Annotated in this window: 18 protein-coding genes; 8 read left to right on the forward strand and 10 right to left on the reverse strand. The window is 64.0% G+C overall.

Going from position 1 to position 22,096, the window contains the following annotated elements; genetic code table 11:
* Window positions 1-79: 79 nt before the first annotated feature.
* Entirely contained in the window at window positions 80-469 is a 390-nt protein-coding gene (cueR, locus tag M653_RS0108175) for a Cu(I)-responsive transcriptional regulator (protein ID WP_027142902.1), read from the reverse strand.
* A 224-nt stretch (window positions 470-693) separates the two neighbouring features.
* On the opposite strand from cueR, the gene M653_RS0108180 reads away from it, so the two are divergent.
* On the forward strand, window positions 694-1,311 hold the full coding sequence (locus M653_RS0108180) for a L,D-transpeptidase (RefSeq protein ID WP_027142903.1): 618 nt from the start codon (window positions 694-696) through the stop codon (window positions 1,309-1,311).
* 156 nt (window positions 1,312-1,467) lie between these two features.
* Here the strand turns inward: M653_RS0108180 and M653_RS0108185 are convergent, their stop codons facing one another.
* The 3 genes from M653_RS0108185 to trpS all read right to left on the reverse strand — a co-directional run bounded on the left by M653_RS0108185 (window position 1,468) and on the right by trpS (window position 3,860).
* Window positions 1,468-2,037: a NifU family protein gene (locus tag M653_RS0108185; RefSeq protein WP_027142904.1), complete on the reverse strand. Its 570-nt coding sequence runs from the start codon at window positions 2,035-2,037 to the stop codon at window positions 1,468-1,470.
* A gap of 146 nt (window positions 2,038-2,183) precedes the next feature.
* On the reverse strand, window positions 2,184-2,675 hold the full coding sequence (locus M653_RS0108190) for a universal stress protein (protein ID WP_010913128.1): 492 nt from the start codon (window positions 2,673-2,675) through the stop codon (window positions 2,184-2,186).
* A 117-nt stretch (window positions 2,676-2,792) separates the two neighbouring features.
* Window positions 2,793-3,860, reverse strand: coding sequence for a tryptophan--tRNA ligase (gene trpS, locus M653_RS0108195; RefSeq protein ID WP_027142905.1), 1,068 nt, complete (start codon window positions 3,858-3,860; stop codon window positions 2,793-2,795).
* Between the two features lie 232 nt (window positions 3,861-4,092).
* Between trpS and M653_RS0108200 the strand changes: the two genes are divergently transcribed.
* The gene (locus M653_RS0108200; RefSeq protein ID WP_027142906.1) at window positions 4,093-4,338 is read left to right on the forward strand and encodes a PSK operon transcription factor; all 246 of its coding nucleotides are present in this window, start codon (window positions 4,093-4,095) and stop codon (window positions 4,336-4,338) included.
* Window positions 4,338-4,742, forward strand: a complete 405-nt coding sequence (locus tag M653_RS0108205; RefSeq protein WP_027142907.1) for a type II toxin-antitoxin system VapC family toxin — start codon at window positions 4,338-4,340, stop codon at window positions 4,740-4,742. The genes M653_RS0108200 and M653_RS0108205 overlap by 1 nt, the downstream gene beginning before the upstream one ends.
* On the opposite strand, the gene murJ is transcribed toward M653_RS0108205, so the two are convergent.
* From murJ to M653_RS0108220, 3 genes are all read right to left on the reverse strand, one after another.
* Window positions 4,717-6,315: a murein biosynthesis integral membrane protein MurJ gene (gene murJ, locus M653_RS0108210; RefSeq protein ID WP_027142908.1), complete on the reverse strand. Its 1,599-nt coding sequence runs from the start codon at window positions 6,313-6,315 to the stop codon at window positions 4,717-4,719. The two genes, M653_RS0108205 and murJ, sit on opposite strands and share 26 nt — an antisense overlap.
* Before the next feature lie 46 nt (window positions 6,316-6,361).
* Window positions 6,362-9,163 (reverse strand): [protein-PII] uridylyltransferase, encoded by a 2,802-nt coding sequence (locus tag M653_RS0108215; RefSeq protein WP_027142909.1) that lies wholly within the window; start codon window positions 9,161-9,163, stop codon window positions 6,362-6,364.
* Window positions 9,164-9,277: 114 nt separating this feature from the next.
* Entirely contained in the window at window positions 9,278-10,081 is an 804-nt protein-coding gene (locus tag M653_RS0108220; RefSeq protein ID WP_027142910.1) for a glycosyltransferase family 25 protein, read from the reverse strand.
* Window positions 10,082-10,284: 203 nt separating this feature from the next.
* Between M653_RS0108220 and M653_RS0108225 the strand changes: the two genes are divergently transcribed.
* The 3 genes from M653_RS0108225 to M653_RS0108235 all read left to right on the forward strand — a co-directional run bounded on the left by M653_RS0108225 (window position 10,285) and on the right by M653_RS0108235 (window position 14,164).
* On the forward strand, window positions 10,285-12,792 hold the full coding sequence (locus M653_RS0108225; protein ID WP_027142911.1) for a heavy metal translocating P-type ATPase: 2,508 nt from the start codon (window positions 10,285-10,287) through the stop codon (window positions 12,790-12,792).
* 43 nt (window positions 12,793-12,835) lie between these two features.
* Window positions 12,836-13,228, forward strand: a complete 393-nt coding sequence (locus M653_RS0108230) for a DUF305 domain-containing protein (protein WP_027142912.1) — start codon at window positions 12,836-12,838, stop codon at window positions 13,226-13,228.
* Between the two features lie 90 nt (window positions 13,229-13,318).
* Entirely contained in the window at window positions 13,319-14,164 is an 846-nt protein-coding gene (locus M653_RS0108235; RefSeq protein WP_027142913.1) for an aldo/keto reductase, read from the forward strand.
* Here the strand turns inward: M653_RS0108235 and mutS are convergent, their stop codons facing one another.
* Window positions 14,165-16,936, reverse strand: coding sequence for a DNA mismatch repair protein MutS (gene mutS / locus M653_RS0108240; protein WP_027142914.1), 2,772 nt, complete (start codon window positions 16,934-16,936; stop codon window positions 14,165-14,167).
* Window positions 16,937-17,617: 681 nt separating this feature from the next.
* Here mutS and M653_RS1000000137575 point away from each other — a divergent pair.
* The gene (locus M653_RS1000000137575) at window positions 17,618-18,292 is read left to right on the forward strand and encodes a glycosyltransferase (RefSeq protein ID WP_245262078.1); all 675 of its coding nucleotides are present in this window, start codon (window positions 17,618-17,620) and stop codon (window positions 18,290-18,292) included.
* Window positions 18,293-18,424: 132 nt separating this feature from the next.
* Window positions 18,425-20,704: an NADP-dependent malic enzyme gene (locus M653_RS0108250; protein ID WP_027142915.1), complete on the forward strand. Its 2,280-nt coding sequence runs from the start codon at window positions 18,425-18,427 to the stop codon at window positions 20,702-20,704.
* Window positions 20,705-20,751: 47 nt separating this feature from the next.
* On the opposite strand, the gene M653_RS0108255 is transcribed toward M653_RS0108250, so the two are convergent.
* Together M653_RS0108255 and M653_RS0108260 are read right to left on the reverse strand one after the other, a co-directional pair.
* Window positions 20,752-21,450, reverse strand: a complete 699-nt coding sequence (locus M653_RS0108255; RefSeq protein WP_027142916.1) for an antitoxin Xre/MbcA/ParS toxin-binding domain-containing protein — start codon at window positions 21,448-21,450, stop codon at window positions 20,752-20,754.
* Between the two features lie 449 nt (window positions 21,451-21,899).
* Window positions 21,900-22,096, reverse strand: a 197-nt coding sequence (locus tag M653_RS0108260) for a PfkB family carbohydrate kinase (protein ID WP_027142917.1), incomplete at its 5' end; no start/stop codon positions are given.

The following is a 22,096-nucleotide window of genomic DNA, read 5'->3' on the forward strand; positions in this document are numbered from 1 at the left end:
TACTGCACGAACCGCCTTCGCCCAGGCCACCTTCCTCAATACGAGGTCTATCGCTCCTGCGGTGGGGTTTGTCGCTGACTCACGCCGCCCCCGCCATATCATCCAGGATCGGGCAGTCCGGCCGCTCGTCGCCATGGCAGGCGTGAACGAGCTTCTGCAGCGTCGAGCGCATCGACTGCAGCTCGCGCACCTTCTCCTCGATGGCCGCGACATGGGCGGCGGCGATCGCGCGCACGTCCTGGCTGGCGCGGCCACGATCCCTGTAGAGCGCCATCAGCTGGCGGCAATCGTCTATGGAAAAGCCGAGGTTGCGCGCGCGGCGCAGGAAGGCCAGCCGGTGGATGTCGTCGCCCGAATAGTCGCGGTAGCCATTGGCGGCGCGCGCGGGCGCGATCAGGCCGATTTCCTCGTAGTAGCGGATGGTCTTGGCCGGCAGGCCTGAGCGGTGGGCGGCGTCGCCGACATTCATGGCGGGTCCTCGATTTTGCGGGCCTGCGATTCAGGCCCATTGAATTTCCTTGACAATCCGGCGAGGTATGTTGCCGAAATGCCATAGTGATACGCATACCAGCATGTAAGTCCCCGCATATAGGCATCGTGTGCTTGGCAAGCAAAGCAAATGCCAGCATGAATGATGATGAGAAAGCGGCCGACTCGTGCCGCTCTGGTTTAGGCGGGGCACCGGATCACCACATGCGCATGAAGTCGCTTGCAATAATCGCCGCACTGGCGCTGTCCACCGCTATTGCCGGTTGCAGCACCATCGGCGGGCAGATCTTCTCCAACGACTATGGCGCGGTGACCGATGCAGGTTACCAGCTGCCGCGGATCCCGATCGAGAAGGTGCCTTCGAAGTACCATCGCCAGGAAGTCAACTACGACACCAAGGAAAAGCCGGGCACCATCATCGTCGATACGCAGAACAAGTTCCTGTACTTCGTCGAGGGCGGCGGCCGGGCCATCCGCTACGGTATCGGCGTCGGCCGCGAAGGCTTTGAATGGCACGGCACCGCCCATATCGCCATCAAGCGCGAATGGCCGACCTGGACACCGCCCTCGCAGATGATCAAGCGCCAGCCCGAACTCGCCAAGTTCGCCGGCGGCATGGATCCGGGCCTGAAGAACCCGCTCGGCGCGCGCGCCATGTACCTGTTCAACAAGGGCGGTGACATGGGTTACCGCCTGCACGGCAGCCCCGAATGGAACTCGATCGGCAAGGCCATGTCGTCGGGCTGCATCCGGCTGATGAACCAGGATGTCATCGACCTCTACGATCGGGCCGAGGTCGGCGCCAAGGTCATCGTTCTTTAGGCCATGATGCCGGAAAGCCCCGCTTTTTCGGCACATCGTGGTTAAACTGGAAGTCGCCTTTCATACGCGGACCGTCTAGGCAACAACGGACGTCCCAAACAGAAAACCGGGCAATTCGGCCCGGTTTTTTGTTGTCTGTCGGCAGGGAACTGGCGGTTAGGAGACCTGTTCGACCTGCTGCACTTCCGGCACGAAATGGCGAAGCAGGTTCTGGATGCCGTGCTTCAGCGTCGCCGTCGACGACGGGCAACCGGCGCAGGCGCCTTTCATGTGCAGGAACACGGTGCCGTTCTCGAAGCCGCGGAAGGTGATGTCGCCGCCGTCCTGGGCCACCGCCGGGCGCACGCGCGTGTCGAGCAGCTCCTTGATGGTGATGACGAGCTCCTCGTCGGCCTTGTCGTAGAATTCGCCCGTCTGGCTGGTCTCGGCGGCGGGGCCGGCCTTGGCCATGACAGGCGCGCCGGACATGAAGTGCTCCATGATGGCGCCGAGGATTGCCGGCTTCAGGTGCTGCCAGTCCGGGCCGTCCTTGGACACGGTGATGAAATCATAGCCGAAGAACACGCCGGTGACGCCGGGGATTTCGAACAGCCGGCCAGCCAGCGGCGAGGCCGTCGCCGCACTGTCGGCATCGCGGAAATCGGCGGTGCCTTCGAGCAGCACTTCCTTGCCGGGCAGGAATTTCAGCGTCGCCGGATTGGGCGTCGACTCGGTCTGGATGAACATGGCCGTCTCCATGCCCGTTTTGGGCAACTAGTTTGGAATAGTTCTAAATAGGCTCTATCGGCTGGACATTCAAGCGAAACGCGTCGCCGGAACGGCTGGCTGGCGGAATGTTTTTGCTGGCTGGGGAACTGGATCCCGGGCGGGCCTCAGGCGAGGCTGTCGATCTCCTCATCCGACAGATTCTGCGGCACCACGGTGACCGGGATCGGAAAGGCCGCACCCTTGCCGGCCACGGCACCGACCAGCGGTCCGGGACCTTCCTTGCCGGCGCCGGCCGCCAGCACCAGGATTGCGATATCCTGGTCTTCCTCGATCAGTTTATGGATCTCTTCCGTCGGCTTGCCTTCGCGCACGACCATCTCAGGTTCGATGCCGAGCTTCTGGCGCACCTTGTTGGCGTAGCCGTCGAGCGCCGCGCGTGCCGTGGCGTTCGCCTCCTCGCGCATGATCTTCTCGACGCCCAGCCAGTGCTGGAAATCGTCCGGTACGATGACATAGAGCAGCACCAGCGTGCCGCTGGTGCTCTGCGCCCGCTTCGAGGCGTAGGCGACGGCGCGTTCGCATTCCGGCGTGTCATCGATGATCGTCAGGAATTTCCTGCGATGACCGGCTTCGCGGCTGAGACGTTTGGAGACCATGTCTATCTGCTCGGTATCTTTGGGCCGCAATCTGCCACCGCGGCGGGCCGGCGGCAAGCCGCCGGCCACAGGCCAGTATGTCTTGGCCGGTATGAGGCGGTGCGTTGACGATCAGGCTCAGCCCTGCAGCAGCCCGACAATGTCGCGCACCGTCTTCATTGTCGTCTCGGCAAGCACGCCGGCACGTTCGCCGCCATCCCGGAGCACGGCGTCGACATAGGCGCGGTCGCCCTGGATGCGACGCATCTCGCTGGCGATCGGCGCCAGTTTCTCCACCGCGAGATCGGCCAGCGCCGGCTTGAAGAAGGAGAATTGCTGGCCGCCGAACTCCTTCAGCACGTCAGCCTTCGACATCTCGGCGAGGCCCGCATAGATGCCGACCAGGTTTTCCGCCTCGGGCCGGCTTTCCAGCCCGTCGACCTCGCTCGGCAAGGCCTCCGGGTCGGTCTTGGCCTTGCGGATTTTTTTCGAGATGGTGTCGGCATCGTCGGTCAGATTGATGCGCGACAGATCCGATGGGTCGGACTTCGACATTTTCTTCGACCCGTCGCGCAGGCTCATGATGCGCGCCGCCGGCCCGCCGATGACCGGTTCGGTGATCGGGAAGAAGCCGTTCACCGTCTCCTCGCCGACCTGCATCTCGACGCCGACGCCAAGACCGGCAATGCGGTCGGAGAAATCGTTGTTGAATTTCTGGGCGATGTCGCGGGTCAGTTCCAGGTGCTGCTTCTGGTCCTCGCCCACCGGCACGTGGGTGGCGCGGTAGAGCAGGATGTCGGCGGCCATCAGCGAGGGATAGGCGAGCAGGCCCAGCGAGGCGTTCTCGCGGTCCTTGCCGGCCTTGTCCTTGAACTGCGTCATCTTGTTCATCCAGCCGATGCGCGCGACGCAATTGAAGATCCAGGCAAGCTCCGCATGCTGCATCACCCGCGACTGGTTGAAGACGATGTGCTTCTTCGGATCGATGCCGGAGGCGAGGAACGCCGCGGTGATCGACCGCGTCTGGTCGGCAAGGTCGTCATAGACGAGCTGGGCGGTCAGCGAATGCAGGTCGACGACGCAATAGATGCAGTCAGACGTATCCTGCAGGGCGACGAATTTCTTGATGGCGCCGAGATAGTTGCCGAGATGCAGATTGCCGGTCGGCTGGACACCGGAGAAGACGAGTGGCTTGAAGGCGGACATGGTTTCCTCATGGCTTGTGGAGGGCCGTATAAGCGTGATTCCGAAAAGTTGCAGACTTTTCGGAGCCAATCACGCGGCTGGAAACCGCGCGCGGCGAAAGCCTTGCGACGGCGCGCTTATGGACGAGAGTGGGGAGAGGATCAAGAGGCGTGAGATCGATCCGCGATCATGTTGATTTATTTTTGTAGCGTGCTACGTATTACCAACTACACAAATGAATGTAGGTACTGCGATGACCATCAACATTAACAACAAGGAGGCGGACAGCTTGACGCGCGCCTTCGCCAAGGTCGAGGGAGTCGGCATCACCGAGGCGATCGTCATCGCCATGCGCGAAGCCCTGGAGCGTCGGCGTAACCGAGAGACACCTCTTGAGACGGCTGCACGACTCCGCGCCGAATTCGGGATCGAGCTGAGCGAGCAGGCACGCAATCCGCTGCCGCGCTCGGTCTACGACGAATTGTCCGGCGAAGACTGATGTTCGTCGACGCAGCCGCTATCGTCGCGATGCTGAGCCAAGAGGCCGAAGCTCAACGCTGCTCGCAAGCGATCATGGAGGCGCCGGCTCCTTTCACGTCGGCGATCGCCGTCTGGGAAGCCTCGATGGCGCTTTCGCGATCAGAAAAATTGGCAGTGCCTGTCGAAGTAAGCCTGAGGATAGTCAGTCGTTTTCTTGAAGAGCGAGCTATAGCCTTGCGGGAGCTTCCGCCTGCCTCCGAGGCAACGTCATTGTCCATCGAGGCCGCGTCACGGTTTCGCAACAACGCCATTCGCCTGAATTTGGCGGACTGTTTTCACTACGCTTGCGCGCGCTACTACGCCGTTTCGATACTTTCGACGGCAGACGAATTCCGGCTTACGGATCTGGAGACTGTTCCTTAGTCGCTGGCGATCCCCTGCGCCCGACATTGCGCCGGATCATGCTGAAATCGGCACCGCCGGTGGCGAACGCGGTGACGAAATAGAGCGTCGCCCCGCCCGCCACCAGCGCGAGTACCGTCGTCGCCTTGATGACCAGCGGTGAGCCGGGTCCGAGCCTGACTGCGAAATAATGCTCGGCGAAATAGAGGGCGACCCCCATTACCACCGCCGACAGCACCAGCCGCGGAATGCGCTTCAGGAGCGGCACGTCGCGGCCCCAATGGCCGCGCCGGATCAGCACGGCAAGCAGCATCAGCGCGTTGACCCAGCCGGCGACGGCCGAAGCCACGGCAATACCGGGTGCGCCCATCCTCGGGAACAACGTCAGCGCCGTGGCGACGTTCACCGCCACGGAGATTGCGGCGAAGATCATCGGCGTGCGCGTGTCTTCGCGAGCGAAATAGCCTGGGGTGAAGGCCTTGATCAGCACGAAGGCCGGCAGGCCGAGACCGAAGATCGCCAGGATCGCCGCCACGACAGGCGTTGAATGGTTGGCGGCGAACGCGCCGCGCTCATAGACCAGCCGTACGATCGGTTCCGACATGACCCAGAGTGCCGCCGCCGCCGGCAACGTCATGAACAGGGTGAATTCGACGGAGCGGTTCTGCAGATTGGCGGCCTCGATCAGGTTGCCTGACTTCAGCGCCCGCGACAGTTCGGGCAACAGCACGATCGCCACCGCGACGCCGACGACACCGAGCGGCAACTGGTAGACGCGGTCGGCATAGGCCAGCGAGGAGACGGCACTGTCCTGCGCCGAGGCGATGGCCGTTCCGATCAGCTGGTTGATTTGGGTGATGCCGCCGGTGATCGCCGCCGGCAGCGCCAGGATCAGCAGCCGCTTCACGTTCGGCGTCATCTTCGGCCGGCGGAAGCCGATCGAGATGCCGGCATTGCGCACCGCCACCCAGACGATGGCAAGCTGCACCACGCCCGCCGCCAGCACGCCCCAGGACAGGGCGAAGCCGACAGCATGTGCATCCAGTCCATGGTACCAGGCGTAGCCAAGCACGCTAATCAGGATGATGTTGAGGAAAGCCGGCGCGATCGCCGCCGCGAAATAGCGCCGCAGCGAGTTCAGCATGCCCGCCATCATGGCTGCGAGCGACATGCAGATCAGATACGGAAACATGATCGTCGCAAGCGTGACGGTCGTCTCGAACTTGCCCGGCGTGTCGGCAAAGCCCGGCGCCACCAGATAGCGCACGATCAGCGGCATCGCCAGTTCCATGGCAATGGTCAGCGCCAGGAGCGCCGTGAACAGGACACCGAACACCTCTTCCGAGAAACGCTTGGCGCCGTCGGTGCCGTGCGTCTCGATCTCCTTGGCGAACAGCGGCACGAAGGCGGCATTGAAAGCGCCCTCGGCGAACAGCCGGCGAAACGTGTTGGGAAACTGGAAGGCGGCATTGAAGGCGTCCGCGACCGGTCCGGTGCCGAGTGCGGCTGCCATCAGCATCTCGCGGCCGAAACCGAGCGCACGGCTCATCAGTGTGCCGGAAGCGACGGTAGCAAACTTCTTGACGAGACTCATGCGTTCGCAAACTGCCTGTGGGACTGGGAGAAGGGGATGATGGCCGTCACTCGGCGGCTGCCTTGGACCTGCCGCCGCGTTCCGGCACGATGCCTTCGAGCGTCGCGATCAGCCGGTTGCGGATGGTGGCGATGCGGGCTGGGCTGTCGATCTTCTGGCCGGTGAGGTCGGTGACGTAGAAGGTGTCGATGACCTTCTCGCCGAAAGTGGTGATATGCGCCGAGGCAATGTCGAGCGACAGGTCGGACAGCGTCCCGGTGATCTCCGACAAAAGGCCAGGGCGGTCGAGCCCCTCGACCTCGATGACCGAAAACCGGTTCGACAGCGCGTTGCGGATTTCGGCGCGCGGCGGGATCTTGAACACCTTGGATCCGCGCCTTGGCTTGGTGCGTTTCTCGATCATCTCCGGCAGCCAGCTCTTGCCCGACAGCACGTCCTCGATCAGCCGGCCGACGCGCTCGGCGCGCCGGCGCTCGTCCTCGTCGCGATCGAACTCCCTCGATATCAGGATCGTGTCCAGAGCGCGGCCATCCGATGTCGTGAAGATCTGCGCGTCGACGATGTTGCCGCCGGCCCCGGCGCATGCCCCGGCAATGACCGAGAGAAGACGGGGATGGTCCTGCGCCAGCACGGTGATTTCGGTCACCGCCTCGAACTGATGGGTCTTGACCATGGTGGCGAGCTTATTGCCAGCCGCGTCCGTCTCGCGAATGAATTCGGCGTGGCGGAGCTGGTCCGGCAGGTCCACGGTCAGGAGATAGTTTTCATAATGCAGCCCGACATAGCGCTTGCGCGCCTTGTCGGGCCAGTCGGCGAGCGCCTTCGCCAGGCGTTCGCGCGCTGCCGCCGTGCGTTGGGCGCGCGAGACTTCCGAAAAGCCGCCGGTCAGCAGCAGTTCGGTCTCGTAGTAGAGCGTACGCAGCAACTGGCCCTTCCAGCCATTCCACACGCCCGGTCCGACGCCCCTGATGTCGCAGACGGTCAGGATCAACAGCATCTTCAGCCGCTCGACCGACTGCACGATCGAGGCGAAGTCCTCGATCGTCTTGCGGTCGTTGAGGTCGCGGGTCTGCGCCGTCATCGACATGACGAGGTGGTTCTCGACCAGCCAGGCGACGGTTTCCGTATCGGCCGGCGAAAGCCCCATATGCGGGCAGATCCGCTTTGCGATCCTGGCGCCGGCCTCGGAATGGTCTTCAGGCCTGCCCTTGGCGATGTCGTGCAGCAGCACGGCGACATAGAGCGCCTCGCGGCTCTTCTTCAGGCCCGGCATCAGCGAATGCGACAGCGGATGCACCTTCTCGCCGTCACCGCGCTCGATCTCGGCCAGCACGCCGATGCAGCGGATCAGGTGCTCGTCGATCGTGTAGTGGTGGTACATCGAGAACTGCATCATGGCGACGATCTTGCCGAAATCCGGGATCAGCCGGCCGAGCAGTCCCGCCTCGTTCATGCGCCGCAGGTTGAGTTCGGCGTTGCGGTCCGAGGTCAGTATGTCGAGGAACAGCCGGTTGGCTTCCTCGTCGCGCCTGAGCGACTTGTTGACCAGGCCGAGCGAACGAGTGAGCAGTTTCAGCGCATCGGGATGGAATTCCAGCCCGTGCTTGTCGGCGAACCAGAACAGCCTGAGAAGATTGACCGGGTCGCGCTCGAAGACGCCGTCGTCGGCGATGTTGATGCGATGGTTGTCGACGATGAAGTCGGACGTGCCGGCAAGCTTGCGCTTGCGGCGCTGGAAGGTGAGAAAGATGCGGTTGAAGCCGGGAACGTGCTTGGCCTGCTCTTCCTCCAGCGCGGCGCAGAAGATGCGGGTCAGGTCGCCGACATCCTTGGCGACGAGGAAATAGTGCTTCATGAAGCGTTCGACAGCCGACAGGCCGGGATGAGTCGTATAGCCGAGCCGTTCGGCGATCTCGCGCTGGATGTCGAAATGCAGCCGCTCCTCGGCCTTCCCCATGAGGAAATGCATGTGGCAGCGCACCGCCCACAGGAAATCCTCGGCCTTCTGGAACTCACGATACTCGGCCTCGGTAAAGACGCCTTTCTCGACCAGTTCCTCGCCGGTGCGCACGCGGTAAAAATACTTGCCGATCCAGAACAGCGTCTGCAGATCGCGCAACCCACCCTTGCCGTCCTTGACGTTGGGTTCGACCAGATAGCGGCTTTCGCCGGCCTTGGCATGGCGCTCGTCGCGTTCGGCGAGCTTGGCCTGCACATATTCCGGGCCGGTCGTGCGCACCACCTCATGGTCGAAGCGCAGCATCAGCTCGTCATAGAGTTTGCGTTCGCCCCAAAGGAAACGGGCTTCCAGGATCGAGGTGCGGATGGTGATGTCGGTGCGCGACAGCCTGAGGCACTCATCGATGTTGCGGGTGGCATGGCCGACCTTCAGCCCCATGTCCCACAGCATGTAGAGCATGTACTCGACTGTTTGTTCGCCCCACGGCGTCTGCTTGTAGGGCAGTAGGAACAGGAGGTCGATGTCGGATCCCGGCGCCAGCGTGCCGCGGCCATAGCCTCCGACGGCAACGACCGCCATGCGTTCGGCCGAGGACCGGTTCTTCACCCGGTAGACATGCGTCGCGGCAAAGTCGTAGAGCGCACAGATCAGCTCGTCCATCAGGTGCGACAGCCGTTCGGCGCAAGCGTTGCCGCCGCCATCTTGCCTCAGCATGGCCTCGGCTGTCTTGCGGCCCTCGGCGAGGCGCCGCTTGAGAAGCTGAAGAACGGCAGCACGGATGGCCTGGCTGGAACCGTCGCCGGCACTGGCCGCGGTCAGCGCGGTCATCTCGCGGCGCAAAGCGTCGCTGTCGATCAATTCATCGAGCTTCAGGGGAATTTTCGCCATGGATACCGGTTGGCCCTGCCTTTTGGGCGGCGTCTATAGCGTGTTTTCGCGGCGCTGGGTATGGGCCTGCTGTCGATCCGGCAAACGCTCTAGTCGTTTGCCCGGGCAAACGCTCTAGTCGTTTGCCTCGACTGGAGCGAGCGGTACGACAATCTGCCGCCGCAGCCTGCAGAGATCGGTGATCTGCCGCGCTGCCCGCCGGGCCTCCCTGCGTATCCGCGCGAGAGCCGGCATCCTGTGTCCGTCGGCGAGCCCGCTTGCGACCCACTCGGCCTCCCGTCCCGGTTCAACCAGGCTAGGCAACCTGTTGCCCACGAACTGCTCCTGCGCACAGAGCGCCGGGACAAGCTGGTAGATCGTCTTGCCGGTCGACGTAGCGAACGCAGGGTCGAAGATGAGACTGTCCACCGCCACATTGACGTCGGCGGTCACCTCGAGAAGGGCACGTGCCGTTTGCCGGGAGAGCAGGTAACCGCCGGTTCCGATGTGGTTCTTGCGGAGCCTGAACAGCGAAAAACCGCCGCCGACGGAAAACCTCTCCCTCTGGATCACGGTTGTGTGGAAGAATGTCTCCAGCTTGACGACATCGGCATCGGCCGGAATCCAGCTCGTATCGGCAAGCACCGCACCGGCTTTCGCGGAAAACACGATGTCGTCCTCGAAGACGGCGCCATAGGGCGCGTCGTCTTGCGCGATAATGGTCCAGCAGGCGCGATGGCTGTGCAGGCATGCGATTTCGCTGCCGGACAGGCGCCGCACCGCATGCAGTGGATGCTGGCGCTGCAGCATGAGCTCCGGGTGGTCCCTTGCATCGATTGCGGCAACCCGCTCGAATCCGAGGCCGATGCGCGCAAACTCCGCCGTCGTATGGGCAAGCCGGTCGGGAGACCGATCGAGGTTGATGACCAGGCGCTTCACTATGGGCAAAGATCCAGCGGGAAAGGTAGCGTGTAATACATTTGCAGCGGCGCGGTTTCAGCGTAGGCGCGCGGTTGTGTACAGTTTTTGCCATTCGGTCAATCCGCTGGGCTCGGAGAACCAAACCAAAACGGCCCTTGACCTTCCAGTTACTGGAAGCACTACCTCGGGTTTTGAAGCAGTGACAATCAAGGCATTTTAGAATGACGCATTCAGAACACGATCATCACACACACGGCTCGCATGGCGGCTGTTGCGCGCCGAAAGGCGCCGCCTCGGATGCGGTCCTGCGCGACCCGGTCTGCGGCATGACCGTGGATCCGGCCGCCGGCAAGCCGACATTCGAGCATGGCGGCCGCGTCTATCATTTCTGCAGCGAGCGCTGCCGTTCGAAGTTTCAGGCCGAGCCGGAAAGCTACCTGACGGCGACCGACCCTGTCTGCGGCATGAGCGTCGACCGCGCGGCGGCGAAACATTTTGTCCGCCATGAAGGCCAAGGCTTTTATTTCTGCTCCGCCGGCTGCAAGGCGAAGTTCGAGGCGGCGCCGCAAACCTATCTCGGCGGCAGGCCGGCACCGGCGCCGGTGCCCAAGGGCACGCAATATACCTGCCCGATGCATCCGCAGATCATCCGCGACAAGCCCGGCTCCTGCCCGATCTGCGGCATGGCGCTCGAGCCAATGGGCGTGCCGACGGGCAATGAAGGGCCAAATCCCGAACTGGTCGATTTCACCAGGCGGCTCTGGGTGAGCGCGGTGCTGTCGCTCCCGCTGCTGATCATCGCCATGGCGCCGATGGTAGGCCTGTCGCTGGAGGGCCTGGTCGAGGATCGCGCAAAGGTCTGGATCGAACTGGTCCTGGCGAGCCCGGTGGTGCTCTGGGCCGCCTTCCCGTTTTTCCATCGCGGCTGGGACTCGATCCTCAACCGCAGCCCCAACATGTGGACGCTGATTTCGCTCGGCGTCGGCGCCGCCTATCTCTACAGCGTCGCCGCCACGCTCTTCCCGGACATCTTTCCGCATCAGTTTCGCGGCCATGGCGGTGCGGTGCCGGTTTATTTCGAGGCAGCCGCAGTCATCGTGGCGCTGGTCTTCCTCGGCCAGGTGCTGGAACTGCGCGCCCGCGAAAAGACCGGATCGGCGATCCGAGCTCTGCTTGACCTCGCGCCGAAGACCGCACGGCGGATCGCCGAGGACGGTTCCGAGAGCGATGTGCCGCTGGACGAGGTCAAGACCGGCGAGCGCCTGCGCGTCAGGCCCGGCGATGCCGTGCCGGTCGACGGCACGGTACTCGAAGGCCGCTCCTCCATCGACGAATCGATGATCACGGGCGAACCCTTGCCGGTCGAGAAAGCCGAAGGCGATGCCTTGACCGGCGGCACGCTCAACAAGAACGGCTCGCTGATCATGCGCGCCGAACGGATCGGCGCCGAGACCACGCTGTCGCGCATCGTCGAACTCGTCGCCAAGGCACAGCGCTCGCGCGCGCCGATCCAGGGCTTGGCCGACCGAGTTTCCTTCTACTTTGTCCCGGCCGTCGTCATGGTCGCCATCGCCGCGTTCATCGCCTGGGCGGTCTTCGGCCCCGAGCCCAGGCTGATCTTCGCCATCGTTTCGGCGGTTTCGGTGCTGATCATCGCCTGTCCCTGTGCGCTGGGTCTCGCCACGCCGATGTCGATCATGACCGCCACCGGGCGCGGCGCGCATGCCGGCGTGCTGATCAAGGAAGCCGCCGCGCTTGAACGTTTCGCCGCTGTCGACACCTTGATCGTCGACAAGACCGGCACGCTGACCGAGGGCCGGCCGAAATTGACCGATGTCGTGGCTGCCAGTGGCTTTTCCGAGGACGAATTGCTGGTATACGCTGCGACCCTGGAAAAAGGCTCGGAGCATCCGCTGGCCGAGGCCATCGTCGAGGGGGCGGGCCAGCGCGGCGTGAAGATCGCCGGGGCCGGCAGCTTCGAAGCGGTTACCGGCAAGGGCGTTTCCGGCACGGTGTCGGGCAAGAAGGTCGCGCTCGGCAATGCCGCGATGATGGCCGATCTCGCCATCGACGTTTCCGCAATCCTGGCCAGCGTGGAAGCGTTGCAGGGCGATGGCAAGACGGCGATGTTCGTCGCTGTCGACGGCAAGCTGGCTGGCATCGTCGCCGTCGCCGATCCGGTCAAGGCGACCACGGCCGAGGCGATCAAGGCACTGCATGACAGCGGGCTGAGGATCATCATGGCGACCGGCGACAATGAGCGCACGGCCACGGCGATCGCTGGACGTCTCGGCATCGACGAGGTTCGGGCAGGTCTGTTGCCGGAACAGAAGGCAGCGCTCGTCGACGAACTGCGCGGCAGGGGCGCCGGCGTCGCCATGGCCGGCGACGGCGTCAACGACGCGCCGGCGCTTGCCGCCGCCGATGTCGGCATCGCCATGGGAACGGGCGCCGATGTCGCGGTCGAGAGTGCCGGCATCACTTTGGTCAAGGGCGACCTCAACGGCATCGTCCGCGCCCGCACCCTGGCCCAGGCGACCATCGGCAACATCCGGCAGAACCTGTTCTTCGCCTTCCTCTACAATGTGCTCGGCGTGCCGGTCGCTGCCGGCGTGCTCTATCCGCTCACCGGGACTCTTTTGTCGCCGATGCTGGCGGCGGCGGCGATGAGCCTGTCCTCCGTCTCGGTGATCGCAAACGCATTGCGGCTCAGAACGTTGAAACTCTGAGATCAACTCCCAGATACGAAACCCAAACAACAGGAGATCATGAATGACCTTGGCTAAAAAACTCGTGCTGCTGCTGATGGCCGCCGGAATGCTGCTTGCCGTCTTCCTCGAAAGCGTGCCGGCTCAGAGCGAGGAGATGAAGCACGACATGGGCGCCATGGCCATGGGGGCGGAAGGCCCTTCGACTGCGGGCTACAAGGCGGCTATGGACAAGATGCATACCGACATGATGGCCTCGCAATATACCGGCAATGCCGATGTCGATTTTGTCCGCGGTATGATTCCGCATCATCAGGGCGCGATCGACATGGCCAAGGTCGAGCTGGCCAACGGCAAGGATCCGGAAATCCGCAAACTCGCCGAAGGCGTCATCGCCGCGCAGGAAGCCGAAATCAAGCAGATGCAGGACTGGCTCGCCGCCCATCCGGTGAAGTAAGCTTCCGGCATCGCCAAGCAGGACCCGGCGAGAACTCCTTTCGGAGTCTCGTCGCGGCTCGATGGGAACGGGTACCGACGGAGCCAGGCCATGGAATCGAGCGTCAGGACCACCACGCTGCCCTGCGGCGAGGCCATACCCGTTCTCGGCCAGGGTACGTGGAAGATGGGCGAGGAGTCGCGCCGGCGCTCCGAGGAGGTAGATGCGCTCAAGCTCGGTCTCGATCTCGGCGTCACGCTGATCGACACCGCCGAAATGTATGCCGGCGGCGGTGCGGAAGAAGTGGTGGCCAAAGCTATCGCCGGGCGCCGCGCCGAGGTCTTCCTGGTCTCGAAGGTCCTGCCTTCCAACGCTTCGCGGGCCGGCGTGCAGCGCGCTTGCGAGAACAGCCTGAAGCGCCTCGCCACCGACCGCATTGATCTCTATCTTCTGCATTGGCCGGGCAGCGTGCCCCAATCGGAAACGGTCGAAGCCTTCGAGGCGCTGAAAAAAGCCGGCAAGATCCGGCATTGGGGCGTCAGCAATTTCGACACCGACGAGATGCAGGAATTGGCGTTCCTGTCCGACGGCGACAAGGTACAGACCAACCAGGTGCTCTACAATCTGGTCCGCCGCGGCCCGGAATTCGATCTCACGCCCTGGATGAGGAAACGTGGCATCCCACTGATGGCCTATTCGCCGGTGGAGCAGGGCGCGCTGGCACATAATGCCAGGCTCGCCGCAGTCGCAGCCCGTCACGGCGCAACCGCGGCGCAAATCGCCTTGGCCTGGGTAATCCAGCAGGACGGCGTCATCGCCATTCCCAAGGCCGGCAGCCAAGAGCACGTCCGCCAGAATTTTGCCGCGCTGGACATAAACCTTACGCCGCAGGACATCGCCGATCTCGACCGTGCGTTCCCGCCGCCCAGCCGTAAAAGTGGGCTGGAGATGATCTGACTACTTCGCCGCCAGCCCCTTCAGCCGGTAAAGCGCCTCCAGTGCTTCCTTTGGCGTCATCTCGTCGGGGTTGAGGTCGCCGAGTGCTGCGCCCAGCGCGTCGCTCTTCACCGGCCTTGGCGCTTCCCTCTTCACCGCCACCGAAAACAGCGGCAGGTCATCGACCAGCCGGTTGGTCTTGCCGGAGACCTCGCCTTCCTCCAACTGGTGCAGCACCGCCTTGGCCCGGTCGACCACCGCTTCCGGCAAGCCGGCGAGCCGCGCCACCTGCACGCCGTAGGAGCGGTCGGCGGCGCCCTTGCCGACCTCGTGCAGGAAAACGACGTCGCCTTCCCATTCCTTGACCCGCATGGTGACGTTGGAAAGGCGCGCCAGCTTGCCTGCGAGCGAGGTCATTTCGTGGAAATGGGTAGCGAAGATCGCCCGGCAGCGGTTCTTCTCGTGCAGATATTCGACCGCCGCCCAGGCGATCGACAGGCCGTCGAACGTTGCGGTGCCGCGGCCGATCTCGTCGAGGATCACCAGCGCGCGTTCGCCGGCCTGGTTGAGGATCGCCGCCGTCTCGACCATTTCGACCATGAAGGTCGAACGGCCGCGCGCCAGATCGTCCGACGCGCCGACGCGCGAGAACAGCCGGTCGACGACGCCGATATGGGCAGACGCCGCCGGCACGAAGGAGCCGGTCTGGGCCAGGATCGCGATCAGCGCGTTTTGCCGCAGGAACGTCGACTTACCACCCATATTCGGGCCGGTCAGCAGCCAGATCGCGCCGTTTTTGGCATTTCCCTCCGGCGAGAGGTCACAATCATTGGCGACGAACGGGCCTTCGCCCGAACGGCGCAGCGCTTGTTCGACCACTGGATGCCGGCCGCCTGAAATCTCGAAGGCAAGGCTGGAATCCACCACCGGCCGGCACCAGCTCTCGCTTTCCGACAAAAGCGCAAGTGCCGCCGACACGTCGAGCACGGCGAGCGCATCGGCGCCGGCGCGGATCGCCTCGGCCTCGCCGACCGCCTCCGCCGTCAGCGCATCGAAGGCGGCCAGTTCGATGCTCAGCGCACGGTCGGCGGCATTGGCGATCTTGGTCTCCAGTTCGGCGAGTTCGGTCGTGGTGAAGCGCATGGCATTGGCCATGGTCTGGCGGTGGATGAAGCGCGCCTTGGCGCCATCGCTGCCGGTCATGACGGCATGATGGTTGGCCGTCACTTCGATGTAGTAACCGAGCACGTTGTTGTGCCGGATCTTCAGTGAACGGATGCCGGTCTCCTCGATCAGGGAGCGCTCCAGCCCGGCGATCACTTTGCGCGACTCGTCGCGCAGCGCCCGCATCTCGTCGAGTTCGGCATGGTAGCCGCCGCGGACGAAACCGCCGTCGCGTTTGAGCAGCGGCAGTTCCTCGCCGAGCGCCTGGGTGAGATATTGGGCAAGTGTCTTGGGCAGCGCCTGAATTGCGGCCATTGCGCCGGCCAATTCCTGAGGCAGGGCGATCGCGGCAAAGGTTTCTGCGATGGCGCCTGCCGCCTCGAAGCCGGCGCGGAGCGCCCCGAGATCGCGCGGGCCGCCCCGGTTGAGCGCCAGCCTGGACAGGGCACGCGGCATATCGGCGACACTCTTCAGGCTCATCCGCACTGCCTGGCAAAGCCGCACTTCGGAACGGAAGAACGACACCGAATCCAGCCGTGCGCCGATGGCCGCCGGGTCGGTGAGCGGCGCCATCAGCCGGTCGGCGAGCAGCCTCGCGCCGCCGCCGGTCACCGTGCGATCGATCGCCTTGAACAGCGAACCCTCGCGGCTGCCGGACAGCGTGCGCAACAGTTCGAGATTGCCGCGCGTCGCCGGGTCGATGAACAGGGTCGAGCCCTGCTCCTCGCGCTCGGGCCGCGACAGCGGCGGCCGTTCGGCCTTCTGCGTCTTCTCGACATAGGCGATGGCGCCCGAGATCGCCGACAGTTCGGCGCGCGAAAACGTGCCGAAACTGTCTGGTGTCGCCACCTCGAAGAAGCGCGCGATCCGTCCCGTGGCCGAGGCCGAATCGAATAGCGAAGGCGGCTGTGGGCTGGCGACACGTCCGAGCACGTCGAAAACCGGCTTCAGCTCGGGATCGTGGAACACCGGCTCGGCGACGATCAGCTCACGCGGATCGACACGGAAGATGTCGGCGAGCAGCCGGTCGGCGGTGGTCTCCGCGACGCGGAAGGCGCCGGTCGAGATGTCGATCCAGGCAATTGCAAAGCTTCCTCGGTTCCCTGTCGCGCTGCCGCGCTCCCCGCCTCTTGCCTCCGCTCCGCTCTTCACCCTGCCCAGCGCCATCAGGAAACTCGATTCCGACGGTGCCAGCAATTTATCCTCGGTGATGGTGCCCGGCGTTACCAGCCGCACCACATCGCGGCGCACCACCGATTTGGAGCCGCGTTTCTTGGCCTCGGCCGGATCCTCGATCTGCTCGCAGACGGCAACTCGGAATCCTTGGCCGATCAGCTTCTGCAGGTAATCGTCGGCCGCATGCACCGGCACGCCGCACATCGGAATGTCGTGGCCCTGATGCTTGCCGCGTTTGGTCAAGACGATGCCCAGCGCGCGGCTCGCCTTCTCGGCATCGTCGAAGAACAGCTCGTAGAAATCGCCCATGCGGTAGAACAGCAGCGAATCCGGGTTCGCCGCCTTGATCTCGATGAATTGCTCCATCATCGGCGTGACGGCGGCAGCGCCGGGCTGCGGCGGCGTCATCACCTCGGGGGCGGCGTCGGGCTCGTTCGGGCTGTGCATGTTCATGGCGCGGCACGCTAGCAGATGTGATGGCGCGGTTTAATGCCGGGGGGATAGAAAGCAGGGGAAGACCGCGAGCCATCTTTCCATGGAAGGGGCTATTCAGCGTGCATTGCTCGATGGTGTGATCGCGAATATCTGTCGTCTTGGAGTATAGTGGCGGGGCATCATGGACAGGGACGGGCACGAAACGTTCGAGGAGATGGTGGGGCCGATCGGCTCGGTACTCGAACGGCTCTGGCTCATGGCGGCCCGGCACGCCAGCCAACAATTGGACGGGCTTAAGGTTTTGGCGGCCAAGCGCCTTCTTTCGCGCTGCCGCTCAGCGGTCCGTTGTCCACCTGGGCGGCGGCATTTGGCTCGCGGTTTACGTACTCAACCACGATCCACTGCTGATCTACACGCCGGTCGGCGGCGCGCGTCCACTCAACTCAATCGTGGCAATCGGCCGTCGCCTGGCCTCGCGGCGCGCCGTGTTCCTGCTGATGCCGAGTTGGACGCTCGAGCGGCCGCACGTCGTCGCAAAGCTTGGCCGGGGTCTCGCCTGGTACCGCGAGAACTTCCCGCTCCACGAATTGATTTTTTCTTTGCAATACGCAAGAGGAGCGTCGTCTGGTCACCGCTGTGGGAGGAACCGCGATCTTCTCCAACCACAATTTGATGGTCTCAGAGGACATCTCTAGACCATTGCCGGGTGTCCCCGTCGAATTCGACGCAGTCTATAACGGTCGCATCTCGCACACCATGCGCCACTACCTCGCTTTCGACATCGAAAGGCTTGTCCACATCACCTTTTCGATCGGTGAACTGCCCCGGGCCGGTGACCGTGCCTTCATCCGCCGCTTGCAGGCGCAATCGCCGTTGCATCGTATCGCCAACCCGATCATTAATGGCCTGACTGGCTGGCTGGCGCCGCAGGAGGTCAATCGCGTCTACAACCAGGCCGCGGTCGGGCTCTGTCTGTCGGCGGCGGAAGGGGCAATGTGCTCCAGCATGGAATATCTTATGACCGGGTTGCCGGTGGTGACCACACCTAGTCTTGGCGGCCGGGACGTCTTTTTCGATCCGGACTATTGCATCATCGCCGAGCCCGATCCGGCGGCGATCCGGCGCGCCGTCGAGACGTTGCGCGACCGCGCCATTCCGCGCGAGGAGATTCGCAACCGCACGCTGGCCAAGGTGCGGGCTCAACGGCAGGACCTCACAGTATTCCTGTCAGACCTGCTGAAGAGGCTGGGAAGCAGCCAACCGCCGCTATCGCAATGGCCGTTCCCCGGAACCAGGACGCTGCGGCGATGGGCAACGGCGCGCCAGCATGCGCATGAAATCATGGCATCCAGGGTGGCGCAGAATAGCTCCTGACCGAGCGTGTCCGCTTTGAAGCAGCTTTGCAGAGCTTCGTGGTTTACACGCGGCGGCCCGTGGTCTTAATTCGCAAGCACACAGGCACCCGCTTCAAAAAGGTGTCCCACCGGCGAGGAAATCAAAAGCATCATGGCCAGGAAAACCGAGAACAACGGTCCGTCCGTCAGCGCGCAGGAAGCGCTCGAATTCCATGCCATGGGCAGGCCCGGCAAGCTGGAGATCGTCGCCACCAAGCCGATGACGACGCAGCGCGATCTCAGCCTCGCTTATTCGCCTGGTGTCGCCGTGCCCGTGCGCGCCATCGCCGACGATCCATCGAGAGCCTTCGACTACACGACGCGCGGCAACATGGTCGCCGTCATCTCCAACGGCACCGCCATCCTTGGCCTAGGCAATCTCGGCGCGCTGGCCTCCAAACCGGTGATGGAAGGCAAGGCGGTGCTGTTCAAGCGCTTCGCCGACGTCGATTCCATCGACCTCGAGGTCGATACCGAGGATGCCGACGAGTTCATCAACTGCGTGCGCTTTCTCGGCCCCTCCTTCGGCGGCATCAACCTGGAAGACATCAAGGCGCCGGAATGCTTCATCATCGAGCAGCGCCTGCGCGAACTGATGGACATCCCGGTCTTCCACGACGACCAGCACGGCACCGCCATCATCTCGGCCGCCGGCCTGATCAACGCGCTGGAGGTCACCGGCCGCGACATGAAGACCACGAAGCTGGTCTGCAATGGCGCGGGCGCCGCCGGCATCGCCTGCATCGAGCTGATGAAGGCGATGGGTTTTTCGCCCGAAAACATCACCTTGTGCGATACCAAGGGCGTGGTCTTCCAGGGCCGCGCCGAGGGCATGAACCAGTGGAAGTCGGCGCACGCGATCAAGACCGATGCGCGCAGCCTGGCCGAAGCGCTCGACGGCGCCGATGTCTTCCTCGGCCTTTCCGCCAAGGGGGCGCTGACCACCGCCATGGTGCAGTCGATGGCCAAGAACCCGATCATCTTCGCCATGGCCAATCCCGATCCCGAGATCACCCCGGAGGAAGTGGCCGAGATCCGCACTGACGCCATCATGGCCACCGGGCGCTCGGACTACGCCAATCAGGTCAACAACGTACTCGGCTTCCCCTACATCTTCCGCGGCGCGCTGGATGTCAGGGCCACCACCATCAATGACGACATGAAGATCGCCGCCGCTCGCGCGCTCGCCGAACTGGCGCGCCGGGACGTGCCCGACGACGTCGCCGCCGCCTATCAGGGCAACCGGCCGAAATTCGGTCCCAACTACATCATTCCGGTGCCGTTCGACCCGCGCCTGATCTCCGCCATTCCGATCGCCGTGGCCAAGGCGGCAATGGATTCGGGCGTCGCCCGCAAGCCTATTCTCGATCTCGACCGTTATGCGCAGGAGCTTTCCGCCCGCCGCGACCCGATCGCCTCGACCCTGCAGCGTATCTACGACCGCGTGCGCCGCCAGCCCAAGCGCATCGTCTTCGCCGAAGGCGAGGAGGAGCAGGTGATGCGCGCCGCCGTCTCCTATGTGAACCAGCGGCTCGGCACGGCCATCCTGCTTGGCCGCGACGACGTCATCAAGGAGAACGCCAGGCACGCCGGCATTGACCTCAACAAACAAGGCATCGAGATCATCAATGCGCGCCTGTCGCGCCGCAATTCGATCTACACCGACTATCTCTACGAACGCATGCAGCGCAAAGGCTTCCTGTTCCGCGACTGCCAGCGGCTGATCAACAACGACCGCAACCATTTCGCCGCCTGCATGGTGGCGCTGGGCGATGCCGACGGCATCGTCACCGGCGTGACCCGCAACTATTCTACCGCGCTCGACGATATCAGGCGCGTCATCGACGCCAAGCCCGGCCACCGCGTCATCGGCGTCTCGATCGTGCTGGCGCGCGGCCGCACGGTGATCGTCGCCGACACCGCAGTGCACGACATGCCCAACGCCGAGCAGATCGCCGACATCGCCGAGGAGGCCGCCGGATTTGCCCGCCGCATGGGCTATGAGCCAAGACTCGCCATGCTCGCCTATTCCACCTTCGGCCATCCGCAGGGCGAGCGTTCCGAACGCATCCAGGAAGCCGTGCGCATCCTCGACAAGCGCCGCGTCGATTTCGAATATGACGGCGAAATGGCGGCCGACGTGGCGCTCAACGCCCGCGCCATGGCGCAATATCCGTTCATAAGGCTCACCGGCCCGGCCAATGTGCTGATCATGCCGGCCTTCCACTCGGCCTCGATCTCGACCAAGATGCTGCAGGAACTCGGCGGTTCGACCGTCATCGGCCCGCTGCTGGTCGGCCTGAACAAGCCGGTGCAGATCGTCTCGCTGAACGCCAAGGACTCAGACATCGTGAATATGGCGGCGATCGCGGCGTACACGGCGGGGACTTGAGGAGCGGTCGGCGTGGCGGACGAAAGCTGGCGATCGGACTGGGTCTCTCACCCCGGCGCGAACACCCGCGCCGCCTCGACCACCTCCTCCGCCCGGTCCTGGCGCAACAGGTCGATCGGAATGCGGCCGTCGAGCTGTGCCGCTGGGCGGGTCAGCCACAGCCATGCGAGCCTCGGGTTGCCGATCAGCTCCAGCACATCGCTTATGCCCGCCACCGGCCTGCCGTCGACGAACTGCGCCAGCGGGAAGACGTGCTTGCGACCGCCCTTGCGCAGCGCGATGACGTCGCCCCGTCTCTGCCAGCGGTGCAGGGTCGAGCGGGCGATGCGCAGGTTTTCCTCGAGGTAGGTCGAGCCGGCGACGCGGCCGGCCCAGTCCTCGATCAGCATCGATTCTAGATCGTCGGACTGGGGGAGCGCGGGAAGCGTTTCGGCCTCCGCCGACAGCGTCGTCGTCCCGGTGGTGCCGGCCTCGCTACGGCGCGCGGCTTCCGCCGCGAGCGCACGCACGAATTTCGAGGCAAGGCCGGGAAGGTCGGCATGGATGGCGTCGATGGCGCGCTGGTGCTTGGGCGACAGCAAGGTGACCGCGGACGCTATGCTGCCGGCGATCTTGCCGACCGAGATCATTGTCGGGGCGTTGATGGCCTCGTCATAGTGGGCAAGCGCACGCTCGACTTTTTCCGCCACCATGTCGGCGAAATCGTCCTGCGTGATGCCGGTCGTCTTGGTCTGAAATCTGGTCATGCATCTGTCTTCTATGCCGCGCGCGCTCCTCCCTCAGCCGCGGCCGGTTGTAGAACGGTTACGGCGGAAAATAGAAAGCGCGACGGCAACAGATGCAGCGACCCGACAGATTGCTGTCCTGCATTGCTCCACACCCTGATTAGCCTGCCGAAATGTCAGTCACGGCATGCTCGCATTTGCCTTTAGGAGCGGTCTGTGACAACTGCGCGACGGTGAGCGAGACGGCGAAGCTGCCGATCTCCCCACTCGTGAGGGAGATGCCCGGCAGGGCAGAGGAGGGCGCGAAGGATCGCTACGCAGCAATACTTGTGTTCACGCGCGCGGCCGCTCGGCGTCACCCGTGGGCATGCCGTCGGCGGCAGGGAAAACCTCGAGATGTTGGCGGGACATCGCCCCCCTCTGGCCTGCCGGCCATCTCCCCCACGAGGGGGGAGACGGGCAGCTTCACCCTACAGCAACCCCGCTTGCTCTGCCTCTTTGCGCAGGTTCTGCCGTGGCCTTGGGCCGATCTGCTGGATCACCAATCCGGCCGCCAGTGAGCCAAGATCGCCGCAGGTCTGGAGGTCGCGGCCCTGTGTATAGCCATGCAGGAAACCGGCGGCGTAGAGGTCGCCGGCGCCTGTCGTGTCGACCAGTTCCTTGATGG

It is taken from the genome of Mesorhizobium sp. WSM3626, from assembly GCF_000513935.1.
GTDB classification, from domain to species: Bacteria; Pseudomonadota; Alphaproteobacteria; order Rhizobiales; family Rhizobiaceae; genus Mesorhizobium; species Mesorhizobium salmacidum.